This window comes from Microbulbifer hydrolyticus, assembly GCF_009931115.1.
GTDB lineage: Bacteria > Pseudomonadota > Gammaproteobacteria > Pseudomonadales > Cellvibrionaceae > Microbulbifer > Microbulbifer hydrolyticus.
The window spans coordinates 4,162,438-4,181,302 of sequence record NZ_CP047491.1; the positions used below are offsets into that span (position 1 = coordinate 4,162,438).

Below are 18,865 nucleotides of genomic sequence, written 5' to 3' on the forward strand. Positions count from 1 at the left end.
CGGCTCCTGCTTACTTATTCTTGAAATTGAGAATGTCGATGGGCTGCACGGTGTCGCCCATATTGTTGCCGAAGGCATTGCGCTGGTAGGTGATGACCGCGGCCAGGTCCACTTCACTCAACTGCGCGCCAAAGGCCTGCATCGCCGGATTCTTCGACGAGCCGTTTACCACCATGCTCATATGGCCATCCAGTGCGCCGGTGGCGATTTTGGAACCGGCAATGGCCGGGAAGGCACCGGGCACACCCTGGCCGTTCGGCTGGTGACAGGCAGCACAGGTACTGGCATAGATTTTTTCGCCGCGCTCGTAGAGCTCGTCGAAGGTGAAGGTCTTGTTGGTCAGCTCCTTGATGCGCGCGGCGGCTGCGGCGCGATCACTCAGCCACGAGTGATACTCGTCTTCCGGCACCGCCTTGACCACAATCGGCATAAACCCGTGATCCTTGCCGCACAGTTCCGCACACTGCCCGCGATAGATTCCCGGCTCATCGATACGTGTCCAGGACTCATTCACGAAGCCCGGAATAGCGTCTTTTTTCACCGCGAGATCCGGCACCCACCATGCGTGGATCACGTCGTTGGCGGTAATCAGGAAACGGATTTTCTTGTTGACCGGCACCACCAGCGGCTCATCCACTTCCAGCAGGTAATTTTCGTTTTTTGGCTGCTGGTTATCGATCTGTGCGCGGGGGGTGGCGAGATTGGAGAAGAAGGAGACATCGGAACCCAGGTAGTCGTATTTCCACTTCCACTGGTAGCCGGTGATCATGATATCGAGATCGGCTTCCTTGGTGTCATAGATATCGTAGAGGGTTTTGGTAGCGGGAATCGCCATACCGACGAGAATCAGCGTGGGGACAATGGTCCAGGCCAACTCCACAAGCGTACTTTCGTGAAACTGCGCCGCCTTGTAACCCTTACTTTTGCGGTGACGCCACATGCTGTAGAACATCACCCCAAACACCACAACGCCGATTGCCACGCAGATCCAGAAAATCAGCATGTGCAGATCGTAAGTGGTTCGGGATACTTCGGTTACCCCCTGGGTCATATTGACCCCCCAGCGCGCTACGCCCTCTTCCGCTTTCTGCGCAGTTTCCTGTGCAAAAGCTTCGGACGCGGTGGCCGAGATGGTCAGGAAGGCGAACAGCCGTTTTAAGCCCATCAACATCGCCTGCAGATCTCCATGTTTGTTATTCTCGCGGGCCGCTTTCCTGCGGTCACATCACAGCGGTTCTGCCACAGGAATAACCCGTGCACAGCCGCGGTGCTGTAAACCACAAGACAGCAAAACCCTGTAACAGCGGTTGGCCGTTCGGAAGACTGGAGTCTGCCCCCGATCCGAAGATCGGGTTATGTTCCACACATCATCATGTGGACATGCTGTAGTAAACCAAGACTACATACACTGTTCGCACACCGGGCGAGGACCTCGACTGCGCGATACTGCTTATCAGTGCAACTTGTTATTTTTTACTTCAGATGTCGTCGCCCGGAAGGTACAACCAACAACCTGTGTCTCTTGTCGCATCTAGCAGCCTCAAAAGAAACACATCGCCAGAAGAAAGTCAATTAAACCGCCAACTTACATGAAAAATTCACGGGCCCGACAAAGTGCCATTTCGCGCCGTTTTGCCGCGCCCTACGTGCGGGTCTGGCAACTCGCCTGGCCCATGATCCTGAGCAACATTACCGTGCCTCTGCTCGGGGCTGTGGACACGGCCGTGCTCGGCCACCTGCCCAGCCCGGAATATCTTTCCGGTGTTGCCATTGGCGCCAGCGTGATCTCCATGCTGCTGTGGGCGTTCGGTTTTCTGCGTATGGGCACCACCGGGCTGGTCGCCCGCGCCAAGGGCGATCGCGCCGGCGCGGCCTGGCTGCTGCGCGCACTGTGCCTCGCGGTCGTGCTGGGTGCGCTGCTGCTTGTACTCGCCTCGCCCCTGCTCTCATTGATTACCCATTGGATGAATGCCAGCACCGAGGCCCGTCCCCACGCGCACGATTACCTGCAGATTCGCCTGCTCAGCGCACCACTGGCACTGGCAAACTTTGCCCTGCTGGGTTTTTTTATCGGCCGCCAGGACAGCCGTGCCCCACTGATGATTCTGGTGATCGCCAACCTGCTGAACATCCTGCTCGACCTGATCCTGATACTGGGACTGGATATGGGCGCGAGGGGCGCGGCCTGGGCGTCGGTTAGCGCTGACCTGTGCGGTTTCACCATGGGTATCTGGCTGCTGCGCCAGCGCCACCGCCCCGCACTTGAGGAAATGCAGGCTGTCCTGAACCGTGCGGATTTCTGGCCATGGCGGAATGGGGGCCCCTGGTACGAACTACTGCGTATCAACACCGACCTGTTTATACGCACCTGCCTGCTTCTGTTTACCCTGACATTTTTCACTGCACAGGGAGCCGCACAGGGGGATACCATGCTGGCTGCGAATGCCATTCTGCTGCAACTACTGATGATGACATCCTATGCGCTGGACGGCTTCGCGCACGCGACTGAATCCCTGGTGGGACGAGCAATAGGCCGCGGCTCCATGGCGCAGTTCAAGCGCACCAACGCCGCCGCTGGCACATGGGCGCTGGCCTCCGCGGTGCTGATTACGCTTGTGCTGATTGCCGGAGAAAACTGGATTTTGCCGCTGTTTACGAATATTCCCGCGGTGTTGAGTGCTTCCGGAGAGTTTTATCCCTGGCTATGCGCGCTGCCTCTGGTGGCAGTCTGGAGTTATCAGCTTGACGGAGTTTTCATCGGGGCGGGAAAAAGCAGGCAAATGCGTGACACCATGTTCATCGCCACTGTGATGGTGTTTTTACCCTGCTGGTGGTTTACACGACATTGGGGTAACACTGGCGTCTGGTTCAGCCTTTTTTTGTGGTTTGTCGCACGCTCCACCGGATTAATGGTCTACTTTTGTAACTACACTAAAAACAACTACTGGCGGTAATTGGAGATACGGTACCGAGTCCACTTCCAGCGTTAAGCAGTCTTGTCCGCTCGCTTGAGAAGGGCCGTGAAAATGGTCCGGTGGGGTTCAGCAGACAAAGAAACGTGGAGGCGGTTTCGCCGTTTTCGCATTGATGTATGTCTGACGATTATCAACTTATTCAGCAATGTATTGACCGTGCCGTCGCCGCGGAGCAGGCGCGCGGGCGCTTTCGTCGCTCATTACACGATACCCTGCCAAGCCTGCACCGCAGCATTCATCTGCCACCGCGGGACGCACCCCTCCACATCACCTGCTTCGTGATTCGCTATATCCAGGCCATTCCCGGCTGGCTCCAGCGGCTCGATGAAATGTGTCACGCCGGCGGCCTGAACTTCCATCCGGTGCGCGAACTGGTCCTGCACAGCTTTAGTGAAATCCCGGAACGCCAGCCCCATGAGCACGGCCTGGGCTCCATTCTCGACGAAGCCTACCTGGCCCATCGCACCATGGAAGAGATCAACGACTTGCTACAGCCGCTTTGCGGCACACCACTACTGCCAATGGACCCGATGGTGGCGAATCTGGTGGTGCGGGAGTTGTTGGGAGAGTCCCTGGCCTGCCAGTTGGATGATCTTGCAAACATACTGCTGCAGCGATTTGAACTGGCGGAACTGGATCCGGCCCGGCTGGTGTCAATGATCCTGCACAAACAGCGCTATGAAGACACACCGGGCGAGTGGCCGGACTTTGCTCACCACATGCAGATCGAGATGCGCCCCCCCTCCCTGCCCCGGCATGTGGATCTGTCCCACTAGGGGCCCTATCCATTAGGGGCCCTATCCATCGTCACCGCGCGACAATCTGGCTCCAGTTACTGAAAAAATCTGTCTCACCCTGCACCAGCGAGCGATTCAGATCGTCCGCCTTGCGGTGTATTGTCTTGTTATAGAAGTACAGGCTGCCGCCACGCAGCGTAAAGCCCTTCGGGTTGTCGGTCAGCAACTGATAAAAAGCTTCCTGGCGCTCCAGGTATTGCAGCACCCGTCGCTTGCTGAAGCGTCCCTCGCGGTAGGTATTGAAAATATTTTCCTGTAACTGCTGGTCGCTCAGCGCGCGGGCCTCGGGAGAAATCCTGCTTACCTCCAGCAAGCGGCTGACGTCCGCACGCAGGTCATCCAGATAACGATCCGCGGCCTCTGCGGCAATTTTCGCGCGATAGATGGCCTTCTTGCGTCTTGCCTGAAACTGTTCGCTTTTGGCGGTATCCAGGCTCCAGATCTCCTTTTTTGCCATTTCCGCAAGCGGTCGGAAAATGGTTTTATGCTGACGATTGGTATTTACCGTGAGTCGCTCGCACACTTCCAACGCGGCCTGCCAGTCGGAAAACGGCTTGCCGTCGTAAACGGCAGCGGGCAACGCCGCAACACGCTGCTTCAAACGCTGTTCTTCGAACTTTAGTTGTTGAGGATTTTTGCTCCAGTCCGTTGCCTGCAACGTGAACAGAGACAGCAACCCCTGATTGGCGCAACGGGTGATCAGATGTGCAGTCTGCGCCTGCTGTTGCTCGCGGACCTCACGATAGTGATCCAAACCGTAAAGTGCAGCGATGATAATGACGGTCGCCAGTGCAATCAGGGGGTAGAGTTTTTTCAAGGGAATATTTTTCGCGGCTTATTTTTTATCGGCCGGCCCGGAGGGCGGCTGCAGTATTTTTACTGCGGTTTCTTCCACTTCCCTGTCATCGGTTTGATTCACGCGAGTGTCCAACTCTCGCGGAGAGGCCTGCAGGCGGATCTCATCCTTGAAGCCACAGGCTACACATTCACGATAATTTTTATCACCGAGTACGTAATTGACTATTTTGTCCATCTCGCTGCAGCGGGGACATACGGCGCCGGCAATAAAGCGGCGCTTGATGGGCTTTTCAGCTTTCTGGTCATTACCCATGGGTTACCTCATTCAATACCCGAGTGTCGCAACAGCGCGTCTATTTTAGGCGGGCGGCCACGAAATTCTGCGAACAGGTCCTGAGCTTCGCGGCTTCCGCCCTGCTCAAGCACAGTGGTGAGAAATTTTTTGCCAGTACCTGAGTCAAATATGCCGTTTTCCTCAAACAGGGAAAAGGCGTCTGCACTCAATACTTCTGCCCATTTGTAGCTGTAATAGCCGGCTGCATATCCACCGGCAAAGATATGGCTAAAGCTGTTCTGGAAACGATTGTCCGGGGATACCGGTACCACCGACACATTGGCCCGCACATCGTTGATCAGACGCTGGATTTCATTGGCATTGGCGCCTTCTGGTCGCGAGTGCAGCAGGAAATCGAACAGGGCAAATTCTAGCTGGCGCACGGTAAACATCGCTGACTGAAAATTTCTTGCCGCAAGCATCTTTTCCAGCAGCGCCTGGGGCAGCGATTCGCCCGTCTGGTAATGGCCAGCGATCATCGCCAGTGCTTCCGGCTCCCAGCACCAGTTTTCCAGAAATTGGCTGGGCAACTCTACAGCATCCCAAGCCACACCGTTAATTCCTGAAACCGCGGCCACATCCACCTGGGTAAGCATATGATGCAGGCCGTGGCCAAATTCGTGGAACAGGGTGGTGACTTCGTAGTGGGTCAGCAGCGCCGGAGCGTCTTTCGACGGTGAGGAAAAATTGCACACCAGATAGGCGACCGGTAGCTGCAAGCCGGCGACGGTCTGGCGGCGTACCCGCACATCATCCATCCAGGCACCGCCGCGCTTGTTTTCGCGCGCATAGGGGTCGAGATAGAAACCGGCAATGGTTTCATCCCCGCGCTTCAGCCAGTAGAACTGCACATCCGGGTGGTAGACCGGTACCGATACATCCGGCTCTGCGGTTATCCCGAACAACTTCTCTGCCACGGCAAACAGGCCCGACAGCACTTTCGGATAGGGGAAGTAGGGGCGCAGCTCTTCCTGACTCACCGCGTAGCGCGCCTGCTTGAGTTTCTCGGCCGCCCAGGCGATATCCCAGGGCTGCAAACGGTCGATACCCAGCTCACTGTCGGCAAACGCCTGCAGCTCGGCAAATTCCTTTACTGCGGCGGGCTTGGCGCGCTTGGCCAGATCCCGCAGGAAGGTTTCCACTTCCTCGGGGGACTCTGCCATTTTGCTCGCCAGCGAACGTTCGGCGTAGTTCTTCATCCCCAGCAGGTGGGCCTGCTCAGCGCGCAGGGAAAGGATTTCCGCCATCACATTGGCGTTATCGAACTCACCGGCATTGGGGCCCACATCGGAAGCCCGGGTGATAAAACCGTAGTGCATCTTGTGGCGCAACTCGCGGTTTTCCGCATGGGTCATCACCGCAAGGAAACACGGGCCGTCCAGCGTCAGCAGCCAGCCGGACTTGCCTTTGGACTCCGCCAGAGCTTTCGCGGTGGCCAGTGCGGAGTCCGGAATACCTTGCAGCTCTGCTTCGTCGCTGACGTTCAGGGTCCAGGCGTTGGTCGCGTCCAGTACGTTGTTGGCAAACTGGTTTTTCAGTTCCGCCAGGCGCTTGCTGATGGCCGCATAGCGGTCACGCTTTGCCCCCTCCAGGCTCACCCCGCCCAGGTACATATCGCGCAGCCCGTGGCGCACCGCCTGTTTGCGCGCCTGGGGCCAGCTGGCAAAGTCCGGTGACTTTGCCAGCGCGCGATATACCGCATAGAGCTCCGGATTCTGTCCAAGCTCGGTCCAGTATTCCGTGACTTTGGCCAGACAGGCCTCGTAGGGCGCGCGCCAGTCACCGCTAAGCACGCTGTTCAGATGGGATACTGGCGAAAACGCCTTGCTCAGCTGATCCTGAACTTCCTCAAGTGGTGCAAGTGTCGCTTCCCAGGTGGGGCTTTCTCCCGCGTTTTCCAGTGCAGATTGCAGCTGTTCGCGGCATTTAGCGATGAGGTCGGCCACCGCCGGCTCGGCGTGCTCCGGCTTCATGATGTCGAACGGTGGTAATACAGGGGCTTCGAGCAGGGGGTTCTTGGCTTGCGCAGAAACGGGGGTGTCAGACATCGGGAATCCTTGTCATCGGGCGGCCGGCATTTCCACGCCGGACGCACAGACGGGTTAAACTGTTGCGACCTATTTTAGTGGATTGCTCCAGTACCTTACACCACGCCCCCGGAGGTCAGCCTTGTCCAAGCCCGATTTACCCCAACATACCCTGCGCGAACACCGCGGCCACAGCCCTAAACTGGGAGAACGGGTGTATATCGACCCCCAGAGCACCGTGATCGGCGACGTGGAGCTCGGGGAAGACGCTTCGGTATGGCCCGGCGCGATCGTGCGCGGTGACATGCACCGAGTACGCATCGGTGCCCGCACCAGCGTGCAGGACGGTTCGGTACTGCACATCACCCACGCCAGCGACTTCAACGAGGGTGGCTGGCCACTCACCATCGGCGATGACGTCACCATCGGCCACAAGGCGTGCCTGCACGGCTGCACCGTGGGCAGCCGGGTATTGATCGGAATCGGTTCCATCGTGCTCGATGGCGCTGTGATCGAAGATGAAGTGGTGCTTGCCGCCGGCGCCCTGGTGCCGCCGGGCAAGCGTCTGGAAAGCGGCTATTTATACGTGGGCTCGCCGGCCAGGCAGGCCCGGCCGCTATCGGAAAAGGAGCGGAAGTTCTTTACCTACACCGCTGGAAATTACGTCAAACTCAAGAATGAATATCTGCAGGCCGACAACCTGTAACAGGTCCCGCCCACCGGATTAAATTCAAAACTCGGCCGTGGATTCCGCATGATTCATGGCCGCCTTCCGCAAAATCCGCAATCCACTGCCTCCGGCATCGTCAAAATAGCTTCTCACTGGCTAGCGAATGGAAGAGTCTGCTAGAACTCTCCTGAACAGAACAAAAACCCAAGGGAAGCATTCATGACCGACCACCGGAATACCGGCATTACCTCCGACCTCCGCGTCAACGGCCAGCGTCTGTGGGATTCCCTGATGGAAATGGCACAGATTGGCGCCACCGACAAAGGCGGCTGCAATCGACAGGCCCTCACCGATCTCGACAAACAGGGTCGTGACCTCTTTGTGCAGTGGTGTGAAGACGCCGGCTGCAGTGTCACCTTCGACGACATGGGCAATATCTTCGCCCGCCGTCCCGGCAAAAACAGCAGCCTGCCCCCGGTACTCACCGGCTCCCATCTCGACACCCAGCCCACCGGTGGCCAGTTCGACGGTGTTTACGGCGTGCTCGCCGGCCTCGAAGTGGTGCGCAGCCTGAACGACGCCGATGTGCAAACCGAGGCGCCGCTGGAAGTCGCCGTGTGGACCAACGAAGAAGGCGCGCGCTTCTCCCCCGCCATGATCGGCTCCGGCGTCTGGAGCGGTAACTTCGAGCGCGAATACGCCTACGCCCGCACCGACAAGGAAGGTAAAACCTTCGGCGAGGAACTTGCGCGTATTGGCTACAAGGGCGACACCCCCGCAAAAGCCCGCGATCTCACCGCCGCATTCGAAGTGCATATCGAACAGGGCCCCATATTAGAGGCCGAAGAAAAACAGATCGGTGTGCTCTCCGGTGTACAGGGCATGTACTGGTACGACCTCACCCTGATCGGCCAGCCCTGCCACGCCGGCCCCAGCCCCATGGAAGGCCGCCGCGATCCCTTCATGGGCCTGCACCGCATCCTCGACCAGTTGTACAAACTCGCCGAAGAACACGCCCCCTGGGCCAGGGCCACCTTCGGCGACATGCGCGTCGAACCCGGCAGCCGCAACACTGTGCCGGAAAAAATTGTACTCGCTGTCGATCTGCGTCATCCGGACCAGCAAGTGCTCGACGCGATGGACAGACGTTTTCGCGAAATAGCCGCAGCTGTCGCCGAAGAAGCCGGCCTGGAGCACGACATCCGCGACGAATGGCGCTCGCCCGCGGTGAAGTTTGATGAGAAGTGTGTGCAGGCCGTGCGCAGCGCCGTTACCGAACTGGGCTACAGCAACAAGGAAATGGTCTCCGGCGCCGGCCATGATTCCGTGTATATCTCGCGCGTCGCGCCCACCAGCATGATTTTTGTGCCCTGCGAAAAAGGCCTTTCCCACAACGAAGCGGAAAACGCGGAACCAAAAGATCTGGAAGCGGGGGCGAATGTGCTGCTGCACGCGATGCTGAAAATGGCAAATAACACAGCCTGAAACACTTTCTTACAGAGCAAATTAATTCAACGCGAAGGCCCTGATACCGGAAGCCTTTCGCGAGACCTTCTAAAACAGGGATATTTTAGAAGAGCCCCCAGGGATGGGTTGAGGGGGGGGCGCCTAGCCCGTGTCTCGCGAAAGGCTTCCGGTAGCAGGGGCACCACGGAGCCGAAAAAGAGCTCCCAAAACCACAGAACTCGCCGAGCACCACAATGACCGAATTTACCTACAAACACCGCAACGACAACGGCAACACTGCGCGCCTCGATAACTGGGGTATCGACTCCGAATACGGCGTGCTCACCGACCTGCTCGTCGGTCCCATCGACAACTACACCTGGCAGATGGGAAACGCCGCCAGCCGCCGCTCCGTGCGCCTGGGCCGCCAGTTCGACCCCGCCGTGGCCAAGCGCCAGCACCAGGAAATGCTCGACGCCTACAAACACGCCGGTGTCACCACCCACCTGCTGCCCGCCGACAGCAACCTGCCCTACCAGCTCTACGCCCGCGACAGCAGCGTCATGACACCCTGGGGTCCGATCGTCACCCAGATGTACTCCCCCTGGCGCCGCGGCGAGTGGGTGGATGTGGTGAAAACCTACCAGAAACTCGACATCCCCATTTACGACATCATCACCGCTGGCAGCCTCGAAGGCGGCGACTTTATGGTGCTCGAGCCGGGCGTCATCCTGTGTGGCTACAGTGGCGAGCGTACCTCGCCGCAGGGCTTCAACCAGATGAAAAGCTGGATTGAAAAAGAAGGCTGGGAAGTGAAGGGCTACGAGTTCGATCCCTACTTCCTGCATATCGACGTACTGGTAGCCGCGCTCGCAGAAAAGCTCGTCGCCGTGTGTGTGGATGCGGTGGAGCCGGAACTGGTGCAGTGGTTCAAGTCCCGCAACTTCGAGATTATCGACATCTCCTACCCGCAGGTGATGGAACTCGGCGTGAACGTCGTTGCGCTGGGTAACGACCGCGTCATGCTGCCCGCCGACAATACCGAGCTGAAAGAGAAATGCCGCGCGCGCGGCCTGGAAGTCATCGATCCGGATATCTCCATGATCACCGCCGGCGGCGGCGGCGTACACTGCATGTGTCAACCGCTGGCAAGAAAGCCCGCGTAAGTCTCTGCGAAAAATAAAAAGGTCGGCCCTGGGCCGACCTTTTTTTGTTGCAGAGAGCTTTCTCGCTCCACACGATTCTGCGCCGCCGATTCAGCGCGCCGCCTTGATTTCCTCTTCACTCACCAGCAACACCTCATCACCCCAGGTATTGGAAATAAACGCAATGATCGCCGCAATCTCGCGGTCGGTCAGATAGTCCCTGGGGGGCATCAGATCCTCTTCACCGCCATTGCGACGCGGTGCCGAGCGCCCGTGCAACAACGTATCGATCAGCAGCTTTTTATTCGCCAGCAACGCGGGATCGCGCAGAGAGGGATACAACGCCTCCTCGCCATAGCCGTCTATCTTGTGACACTTCATGCAATTGTCGGCAAAGGTAAGCGCACCAAACCCGATCAAGTCTCGGGTCTCCTGCTCTGAAGCGACGGCCCCCAGCGAGAGAGTTGCGAACAAAGTACCGATGGATAGTGTGCGTTTCATACGGTGCATCCTGTAGCGAATAAATTGTGCGAAGTTATTTTCCCTGTGCGCGCAGCCATCCCGACCCGGCGATACCGCCGACGGCACAGGCCAGGACAATCACCAGCGGCGTCAGCGTGCCCAGTGCCAGCGCACCGATACCGTAACCGCGCATCGGCAGTAACAGCAGCAAAAGAATGCCGGCAGGAATCAGTGATAGCAGAAAACCGCGGGTAATCCAGCTCTTTCTCCACGGCAGCAGGAAAATAAGCCCGCAGATGCCACCCCACACCACCCGCTGGTAGAGATAGGCATTGGACAGATGCGGTGCGATATCCACCGACAGTGCGCGAGTGATCCCATAATGCCCCAGCGCCCAGAGCCCCAGTGCATAACCGAGGCCGGCCAGACAGCCGGCGGCAAAACAGATGGAAAGATTTTTGATGAATTCTCGCACAACCAGAGCCCCCAATTTATTGATCCCCGCCAGGAAATCCACGGGCGGAGGAATGGGTAGCAGTATGCCAGATTCGCTCAAAATAAATGTAGAGGAGTTGGGATTTGAGAAGTCGAAGAAATCTTCAAATCCAGAAGCGAAGGGGGCGCTGCCGGGTACAGCCCGGCAGCGTCACCAAAATAATCAGGCAGGGCGCTTGCTGGGGCCGTAGAGTTCTTCCAGCATGGCATCGATATGTGCGGCCAGTGCTTCCTGGGTGTCGTCCAGCAGGATTACATGGCCCATCTTGCGGCCCGGGCGCAGGCTCTTGCCGTACAGCCAGACACCATCATTCTGCAGCGACGGTTTCTTGTCCACGCCCAGCATATTGATCATTACCGCCGGGCGCGCCGCATGGGTGTCGCCCAGTTCCATTCCCAGAATTGCACGGACATGGTTGGCAAACTGGCTGGTCTCTGCACCAGCCAGGGTCCAGTGACCACTGTTGTGCACACGCGGCGCCAGTTCGTTAATCAGCAGGCCTTCGTCGGTGACGAAGCACTCCATCGCCAGTACGCCCACATAGTCCCAGGCGTTCATCAGCGTAGACAGGTATTCCTCGGCGGTGCTCTGCAGCTTTTCGTCCACATGGGGAGCGGGCGCAGTGGAAACCAGCAGGGTGCCGCGGTAGTGGTCGTTTTCCGCCAGCGGGTAGGTCACAACCTTGCCGTCCGCGGTGCGCGCACCGATCAGGGAGACCTCGCGGGAAAAGTTAACCCCCTTCTCCACCACGTATTCCAGCTCGGAAACCTCGTCGCGGATTGCGGCGAGCGACTCGTCGCTGTCCACGCGCCACTGGTTCTTGCCATCGTAGCCGTGTTCACAGCTTTTGATAAATGCCGGATAACCGAGTTGTTTTACGGCCGCGCAGATCTCGTCGTAATTATTGGCGGGCAGGAACGGCGATACCGGTAGGCCAGCCGCGGTGATGGCGGTTTTCTCGCGTAGACGGTGCTGGGTTTTTTCAAACGCATCCGGGCGCGGGTAGACCGGGCAGAATGCTTCCAGCGCGCGCAGCAGTCCGGCATCCACCCCTTCGCGTTCCGCGGTGATGACTTCGGGGCTGCCCATGGCTTTATACAGCTGTTCGATATCCGCGCCTTCGGTCGCGTGGACGATAGTTCCGAGCCCATCCACACAGGCGGTGTTCTCATCGCCTTCGGCGAGGAAACTGAACTCGATACCCAGCGGCCGGGCCTCCTGGGCCATCATCTGGGCCAGCTGACCACAGCCAACAATACCTACGCGCCTGACTGTCATTTCCCAATCACCTCTATCTCTTCTGCGGTTACCCGGTTTTACTCAACTTCAAACGGCACGCCGGCACTTTGCTTTTCGCGCCAGGCGATCAGTCGCTTCTGCAGCTCCGGATCGCTCAGCGACAGCATCTGCGCCGCCATCAGGCCCGCATTGAATGCGCCAGAGGCACCCACGGCCTGGGTGGCGACGGCAACGCCCTTGGGCATCTGCACAATGGACAGCAGGCTGTCCATTCCAGTCATGAACTTGCTCGCCACCGGCACGCCGATGACCGGCAGCGGCGTCATTGCCGCGATCATTCCCGGCAAATGAGCAGAACCGCCGGCACCGGCAATAATCACCTGAGTACCACGCTCGTGCGCGGTAGTGGCGAATTCCGTCATGCGCTGGGGCGTACGGTGGGCGGAGACGACCGCCGTGGCAAAGGGGACACCCAGCTCGGTCAGGGGCTTGGTCGCCATTTCCATGGTCGGCCAGTCGGATTGTGACCCCATCACGATGGTGACTTTTTCAAACGGAAGCTGATTCACTTGCTGTTAACTCCAGAGTTACACGAGCACCAGGAGGGCATGCATTACCCGCGGCAACCAGGGCGATTGCCAGGAATGGCCACCGGGAACGGCTCGTCGATTCGCCGGTATCGGCCGCAAGCCGCCCAAAACGGCCGACTGCCCAAAATTAAGGGGCGTGAGGATACCAAAACTCAGCGAGAAAGCACGCAGTACGGGGGCTTCCGGCGATTTTAGTGGCGATTTTCCACGTATCGGGCGAGGGGCTTTCCGGATCAGCCTGCCGATCCGGCGGTTCCACTGACGGAACAATAGTGTGGCGGCTTGGTCACGGCACCTCTGGTGACCAGATACCTATTTTTCTTCACTATCAGGCTTGTTGAGCAGACGCTCTCGCAGCATGCCCAGTACCGGCTCAACCCGTGGGCGAACACCGCGCCACAGCGCAAACGACTCTGCCGCCTGCCCCACCAGCATTCCCAGGCCGTCGGAGACCTCGGCGCCCAACCCGGTCGCCCAGTGCATAAACGGCGTCGGCTGAGCACCGTACACCATATCGTAAGCACAGCAGCCCTCCGCCAGTGCGCGGGGTGACAGCGGTGGCAGTTCACCCGACAGGCTCGCCGCACTCGCGTTGATAATCAATTCGAACCCATCCGGCACGGCATCCAGACCGCTGGCGGTGATTGAACCGTACCCGGAAAAGTCCTCGGCCAGTTGCCGCGCCTTTTGCGCCGTGCGGTTGGCGATATGTAGCTCGGCCGGCTTCTCTTCCAGCAATGGCAACAGCGTACCGCGGGTCGCGCCCCCGGCCCCGAGAATCAGCACCCGTTTACCCCGGATCACCCAGCCCAGGTGTTGTTTGATATCCGATACCAGACCGGCACCGTCGGTATTGTCACCCAGCAGGGTGCCATCTCCTTGCAGTGCGAGCGTATTGACGGCACCCGCTGTGCGCGCGCGCTCGGTGAGCTCGTCCGCGTATTCGAAGGCATCCAGCTTGAATGGTGCGGTCACATTCAATCCCCGGGCGCCATCGGCAAAAAACTGATCGACAACGCCTTTAAAGCCGTCCACTTCGGCAAACAGTTTTCCATACTCCATGTCCTGGCCAGTTTCATTGGCAAAGGCCGCATGAATATCCGGGGACATGGATTGTTTGATGGGATTGCCGATTACCGCGTATTTGTCCATTTGCTGTCAGAGCTCTTTCCTGTAGTCCCTGTCACTGCGCGCGCAGGGCATTTTTTAATTGTTGGGTTTCGTTGACACCGATAAGACCATCAATCTTCAGCTCGCCATCAAACTCACACACCATGTAGCGTGTAATCGCACTGTAAATCTGCCGGGGTTTGTCACCACGAGTATCCAGCAGCACCCAATTTAGCGTTGCGAGGCTAGTGTTTTCATTGAGTTCGATCACATCGGTGACCGCACCCACGATCTGATCTACCGCCAGCCTTTCATACAGCTTCAACAGCTTGTTCACCCGCCCGACAAAATAGTCCCGACTGAGCTCTGATTTCTGTCCGCTGGAAAAATAGTAGTGGATGGGAAAACGGTAGAAATCCGCGATCTGTTCCGCATCGCGCGCCTCGAACAGGCGACGGTACTCCAGGAACAGTTTGTTGATGTCTTCCAAACGAGCCTTGTGCATGGCGATTGCCTTTTAAATTTAAATCCACTCGCGATGCGGCAAGAAATCCGTATACAGCTTCGCTTCGGGCGTGCCCGGTTCCGGGTGCCAGTTGTACCGCCAGCGCACTTCAGGCGGCAGCGACATCAGGATCGATTCGGTGCGGCCGCCGCTCTGTAGCCCAAACAGGGTGCCGCGGTCGAATACAAGGTTGAACTCGACATAACGGCCGCGACGATAAAGCTGAAAGTCGCGCTCGCGTTCACCGTACGCCATATCCTGGCGTTTTTTCAGTATCGGCAAGTAGGCATCAATATAGGAATCACCCACGGCCTGCATAAAACGAAAGGCGTTCTCGAACCCGCCCTCGCTGAAATCATCAAAGAACAGGCCACCCACACCGCGCGCCTCATCGCGATGCTTAAGGTAGAAGTACTCATCGCACCATTTTTTAAAGCGCGGGTAAATATCCTCACCAAATGGCTGGCAGGCATTTTTCGCCGTCTGGTGCCAGTGCACCACGTCTTCCTCAAAACCATAATAGGGTGTCAGATCGTAGCCGCCCCCAAACCACCACACTGGTTCGGACCCCTCTTTCTCTGCCACGAACAAACGGACATTCGCATGGCTTGTCGGCGCGTAGGGATTTTCCGGGTGAATCACCAGGCTTACGCCCATGGCCTGGAAAGAGCGCCCGGCCAGTTCCGGCCGCGCCGCTGTCGCCGAAGGCGGTAGCTTGTCACCGTAAACGTGGGAGAAATTGACCCCGCCCTTCTCGATCACATTGCCATTTTCCAGTACCCGGGTACGACCACCGCCACCCGCTTCCCGATCCCAGGTTTCCTCAAAAAACGCTTTGCCATCGAGCGCTACCAGCTCGGCACAAATACGGTCCTGCAGGCTCAACAGGTATTCCTTTACAGCCTGAACACTGATATCGCTATTGGTTTCACTCATGGGGGACTCACGTATCTTGTTGAGTGGGATCGCCGGCATTGCTCAACCGGCGCGCACAATGCGGCCGCTGGCGGCATCGCGAATTTCACTGGGTGCGCGGCGACCACCGGTGTCACCACCACCGACAAAGTCCAGCTGATCGCCAAAATAGCGCAGCACCTGAAACTTGTGCCGCGCGGGCTGACAGCCAGCGGGATTGGCGGAGGTGGAAACGATAGCACCGCCAAAGGCGCGCGTTAGTGCAGCTGTAAATGGATGCGCGGTATGGCGCAGGGCCACACTGTGGTGAATGCCACTGATCCACGGAGGAACCTGATCGAAGTGCGGCACCAGCCAGGTGACCGGTCCCGGCCATGTGGCATCGATACGGGCGCGCTGGTCGCCGCTGAGATTATGCAGCAGGCCGCCAAAATGGCCGGCGTCACCGGATACCAGGATCAAGCCCTTTTCCAGTGGCCGGTTTTTCAGTTGCAGCAAGCGATGTACCGCATCCGGGTTGGAAGGGTCGCAAGCCAGACCCCAGACGGACTCCGTTGGGTGGGCAATCACGCCGCCGTCAGCGATTGCGCGGGCGGCGCTAACCAGGTTGAGGCTTGAGCTCAGAAGGATCGGGTTTTGTTTCTCAGGCAAGGGTCGGGACTCTCTTGGCCTTGCGATGCGGCAGAGACAGCGGCCGCATCAATCTAATGGAAGTGGGTGCGCCGCACATTAGCGGATACTATCAGCCTAGACAAGCTGACCCGGTGCCGCGCACCTGTCCACCCTTACTGTTCGTAGCTGACCCGGTAAATGACGCCGGCCTGATCATCCGATACCAGCACAGCACCGTCGGGCATCACCAGAACATCCACCGGGCGGCCCCAGTTCTGTTCCCCCTGAAGCCAGCCATCAATAAACGGCTTGTAGGAAGTCGCCTTCCCCTTGTCATCCAGGGTAACCATGGTCACGCGGTAACCGATCTTTTTACTGCGGTTCCAGGAGCCATGTTCCGCAATCAATACCTGATTTTTATATTCCGCCGGGAACTGACTACCGGTGTAGAACTTCACACCGAGCGGTGCCACGTGCGGGCCCAGCTCCTGTACCGGCGGCACGTAGGCACTGCACGACTTGGCGTCACCACCCGCTTCTTTGCCAAACTCGGGATCGGAGATGTCGTCGCCATGACAGTAGGGATAGCCGAAATGCATTCCCGGCTCGGGTGCGGTATTCAGTTCGCACGGAGGAATGTCATCGCCCAGCATGTCGCGCCCATTGTCGGTAAACCACAGGTTTTTGGTCACAGGATGCCAGGTGAATCCCACGGTGTTGCGCACGCCTTCCGCCCAGGTCTCGGTTTTCACGACCTTGTCACCTTCGATCTTCACGCGCTGGATATTGGCGAAGCCCGGTTCGTCACAGATATTGCACGGCGCGCCGATGGGCACATACAGCCAGCCATCCGGCCCGAAGGCGATGTACTTCCAGCCGTGGTGGCGTTCGGTGGGAAACTGGTCGGTGATCACTACCGGCTCCGGCGGGTTGTCGAGGCGGGACTCGATGTCGTCCAGGCGCAGAATCTTGCTGACCGCGCTGATATAGAGGTCGCCATCTTTGAACGCGACGCCAGTCGGGGAGGTAAGTCCTTCGGCCACCACTTTCACCGAATCCGCCTTGTTATCACCGTTTTCATCAACAATGGCGTAGACCTTTCCCGGGCGCAAAGAGCCCACAAACAGCGTGCCCTTGTCACCACGCGCCATATGCCGCGCATTGGGCACATCATCGGCGTAGATTTCGATGCTGAAGCCCTCGGGCAGGTTCAGCTTATCCAGGTGGATATCACTTTTTTCTGCGTGGGCGCCAGCGGCACCGATCACCAGGGCGCAGGCCAGGGCCTGGCGGCAAGTGTTACGAATTACGGAAGGGCTGGAAGAAAGATGCGCGAACAGACCCATTAACTGGTCATTCCTGTTGTTGTCGCAATGCGGTCGCTATTTCTCAGTAGCGATGGGCGGATTTCAGATGGCGACCGTAACGATTTTTTGTTAATTCGGCCAGCGCCCGCAACCCAAACGCGGGGGTTTCAGCGGATAAACCCCTGCACCTTAAGCAATATCGCAAACCGCTAACTCTCGGCCAGAGCGCTCAGGGTTCGCGCCCCGCTGCCGGTGAGCTGGTATCCCCCCGGTAACTGCTCCACCAGTCCTTCCAGTTCCAGATGCAGCAGGCATGCCATCAGTTCTCCCGTGTCGCCGCCGGTATCCCGCGCGAGCTGCTCGATACTGCGTGGATCACCGCCGAGAGCACGGATGATGGCACCCTGCTCACCCGGCAGACTCACCCCGGCAGTCGCCGCCTTCTCTTCAAACAAACCCGGCTGTTGCGCCATGCCGGACAGTAGGCCGCCCAGGTGCTCGACAATGTCCGCGCTGGTTTCCACCAGATGCGCACCGTGTTTGATCATGTGGTGGCATCCCCGCGCCAGCGGGTTATGAATGGAGCCGGGAATAGCGAATACCTCCCGGTTCTGCTCCAGCGCGAGGCGCGCGGTGATCAGGGAACCGGAGCGCACGGCCGCCTCGACCAGCAGGGTGCCGACGCTGAGACCGGAAATAATGCGGTTGCGACGGGGAAAATTGCCGGCCTCCGGCGCAGTACCGAGAGGCATTTCGCTGACGATGGCGCCGTCAGCAGCGAGGATCTGCTCCGCCAATACCGCATTGCGGCGCGGGTAGACCCGGTTTACCCCGGTTCCCAGTACCGCCACGGTTTTCCCGGCGCCTTGCAGTGCGCCTTTGTGCGCGGCGGCATCGACCCCCAGCGCAAGCCCGGAAGTGATGGCAAATCCAGACGATGCCAGTTCCGCGGCAAAGGCCTGGGCATTATCGAGTCCCGCACGACTGGCACGGCGGGCGCCCACCACCGCAATCTGAGGAAGAGACAGTGTGTCCGGATTCCCACAGAGATACAGGACCGGCGGCGGACGGGTGATTTCTTTCAGCAATGCCGGGTAGCTGTCGTGTTCCCAGTGCAGCAGATAAATACACTCCTCGGCACAGCGCTGCCGTTCTGCCAACGCCCACTGGCCCAGCTCACTGTCCATTTCCAGGCGCTGGAACTCCGCAAGTTGCGCGCGGGCGCGATCGGGTAGTTTACGGGTGAGGTTTTCGGGGGGCTGTCGCAGTGCAGCGAGGGCGGAGCCGAAGCGCTCCACGAGCTGCCAGTAGCTGGCGGGGCCAATGCCCTCGAGGCGGAGAAGGGATAGAGAAGCGGTCAACGCATCCATGCGTCGGGAACCTCCGTGGAATGTTTTTTGTACGAGCGCGGCACCCTGCCGCGCTCAAACCCTCTTC

19 protein-coding genes are annotated in these 18,865 nt (G+C 58.6%); 5 read left to right on the plus strand and 14 right to left on the minus strand.

Annotated features, from left to right (window positions below; genetic code table 11):
- Positions 1 to 10 precede the first annotated feature (10 nt).
- Positions 11 to 1,171 carry a cytochrome c oxidase subunit II gene (gene coxB / locus GTQ55_RS17550; protein ID WP_161859899.1) on the minus strand — a complete coding sequence of 387 codons (1,161 nt, stop codon included), beginning with the start codon at positions 1,169 to 1,171 and terminating at the stop codon, positions 11 to 13.
- A 418-nt stretch (positions 1,172 to 1,589) separates the two neighbouring features.
- Between coxB and GTQ55_RS17555 the strand changes: the two genes are divergently transcribed.
- Positions 1,590 to 2,954 (plus strand): MATE family efflux transporter, encoded by a 1,365-nt coding sequence (locus tag GTQ55_RS17555; RefSeq protein ID WP_237567746.1) that lies wholly within the window; start codon positions 1,590 to 1,592, stop codon positions 2,952 to 2,954.
- Between the two features lie 137 nt (positions 2,955 to 3,091).
- Positions 3,092 to 3,751 carry a hypothetical protein gene (locus tag GTQ55_RS17560; RefSeq protein ID WP_161859900.1) on the plus strand — a complete coding sequence of 220 codons (660 nt, stop codon included), beginning with the start codon at positions 3,092 to 3,094 and terminating at the stop codon, positions 3,749 to 3,751.
- A gap of 31 nt (positions 3,752 to 3,782) precedes the next feature.
- On the opposite strand, the gene GTQ55_RS17565 is transcribed toward GTQ55_RS17560, so the two are convergent.
- Genes GTQ55_RS17565 through GTQ55_RS17575 form a run of 3 tightly spaced genes read right to left on the minus strand, consistent with a single transcriptional unit; the run spans position 3,783 to position 6,952 of the window.
- Entirely contained in the window at positions 3,783 to 4,589 is an 807-nt protein-coding gene (locus GTQ55_RS17565) for a hypothetical protein (RefSeq protein ID WP_161859901.1), read from the minus strand.
- A gap of 18 nt (positions 4,590 to 4,607) precedes the next feature.
- Positions 4,608 to 4,883: a YheV family putative zinc ribbon protein gene (locus tag GTQ55_RS17570; RefSeq protein WP_221296254.1), complete on the minus strand. Its 276-nt coding sequence runs from the start codon at positions 4,881 to 4,883 to the stop codon at positions 4,608 to 4,610.
- An 8-nt stretch (positions 4,884 to 4,891) separates the two neighbouring features.
- Positions 4,892 to 6,952 carry a M3 family metallopeptidase gene (locus GTQ55_RS17575; RefSeq protein ID WP_161859902.1) on the minus strand — a complete coding sequence of 687 codons (2,061 nt, stop codon included), beginning with the start codon at positions 6,950 to 6,952 and terminating at the stop codon, positions 4,892 to 4,894.
- Positions 6,953 to 7,073: 121 nt separating this feature from the next.
- Here GTQ55_RS17575 and GTQ55_RS17580 point away from each other — a divergent pair, with 121 nt between their 5' ends.
- From GTQ55_RS17580 to GTQ55_RS17590, 3 genes are all read left to right on the plus strand, one after another.
- Positions 7,074 to 7,637, plus strand: coding sequence for a gamma carbonic anhydrase family protein (locus tag GTQ55_RS17580; protein ID WP_161859903.1), 564 nt, complete (start codon positions 7,074 to 7,076; stop codon positions 7,635 to 7,637).
- Positions 7,638 to 7,820: 183 nt separating this feature from the next.
- Positions 7,821 to 9,086: a Zn-dependent hydrolase gene (locus tag GTQ55_RS17585; RefSeq protein ID WP_161859904.1), complete on the plus strand. Its 1,266-nt coding sequence runs from the start codon at positions 7,821 to 7,823 to the stop codon at positions 9,084 to 9,086.
- Between the two features lie 215 nt (positions 9,087 to 9,301).
- Complete coding sequence (locus GTQ55_RS17590) at positions 9,302 to 10,213, plus strand: dimethylarginine dimethylaminohydrolase family protein (protein WP_161859905.1); 912 nt, start codon at positions 9,302 to 9,304, stop codon at positions 10,211 to 10,213.
- 90 nt (positions 10,214 to 10,303) lie between these two features.
- Here GTQ55_RS17590 and GTQ55_RS17595 read toward each other — a convergent pair whose 3' ends face one another.
- From GTQ55_RS17595 to dprA, 10 genes are all read right to left on the minus strand, one after another.
- On the minus strand, positions 10,304 to 10,693 hold the full coding sequence (locus tag GTQ55_RS17595) for a c-type cytochrome (protein WP_161859906.1): 390 nt from the start codon (positions 10,691 to 10,693) through the stop codon (positions 10,304 to 10,306).
- 34 nt (positions 10,694 to 10,727) lie between these two features.
- On the minus strand, positions 10,728 to 11,129 hold the full coding sequence (locus tag GTQ55_RS17600; RefSeq protein WP_237567747.1) for a hypothetical protein: 402 nt from the start codon (positions 11,127 to 11,129) through the stop codon (positions 10,728 to 10,730).
- 183 nt (positions 11,130 to 11,312) lie between these two features.
- Positions 11,313 to 12,428 (minus strand): 5-(carboxyamino)imidazole ribonucleotide synthase, encoded by a 1,116-nt coding sequence (locus GTQ55_RS17605; RefSeq protein ID WP_161859908.1) that lies wholly within the window; start codon positions 12,426 to 12,428, stop codon positions 11,313 to 11,315.
- Positions 12,429 to 12,466: 38 nt separating this feature from the next.
- A complete protein-coding gene (purE, locus tag GTQ55_RS17610; RefSeq protein ID WP_161859909.1) occupies positions 12,467 to 12,958 on the minus strand; it encodes a 5-(carboxyamino)imidazole ribonucleotide mutase in 492 nt (163 codons plus the stop codon).
- A 333-nt stretch (positions 12,959 to 13,291) separates the two neighbouring features.
- Positions 13,292 to 14,131: a shikimate dehydrogenase gene (gene aroE, locus GTQ55_RS17615; RefSeq protein WP_161859910.1), complete on the minus strand. Its 840-nt coding sequence runs from the start codon at positions 14,129 to 14,131 to the stop codon at positions 13,292 to 13,294.
- A gap of 31 nt (positions 14,132 to 14,162) precedes the next feature.
- Positions 14,163 to 14,594: a hypothetical protein gene (locus tag GTQ55_RS17620; RefSeq protein WP_161859911.1), complete on the minus strand. Its 432-nt coding sequence runs from the start codon at positions 14,592 to 14,594 to the stop codon at positions 14,163 to 14,165.
- A gap of 18 nt (positions 14,595 to 14,612) precedes the next feature.
- Entirely contained in the window at positions 14,613 to 15,530 is a 918-nt protein-coding gene (hemF, locus tag GTQ55_RS17625) for an oxygen-dependent coproporphyrinogen oxidase (protein WP_161859912.1), read from the minus strand.
- Between the two features lie 42 nt (positions 15,531 to 15,572).
- A complete protein-coding gene (locus GTQ55_RS17630; protein WP_221296253.1) occupies positions 15,573 to 16,160 on the minus strand; it encodes an L-threonylcarbamoyladenylate synthase in 588 nt (195 codons plus the stop codon).
- A 134-nt stretch (positions 16,161 to 16,294) separates the two neighbouring features.
- Positions 16,295 to 17,467, minus strand: a complete 1,173-nt coding sequence (locus tag GTQ55_RS17635; protein ID WP_161859913.1) for a PQQ-dependent sugar dehydrogenase — start codon at positions 17,465 to 17,467, stop codon at positions 16,295 to 16,297.
- Positions 17,468 to 17,637: 170 nt separating this feature from the next.
- Positions 17,638 to 18,798 (minus strand): DNA-processing protein DprA, encoded by a 1,161-nt coding sequence (dprA, locus tag GTQ55_RS17640; RefSeq protein ID WP_161859914.1) that lies wholly within the window; start codon positions 18,796 to 18,798, stop codon positions 17,638 to 17,640.
- Between the last annotated feature and the right edge of the window lie 67 nt (positions 18,799 to 18,865).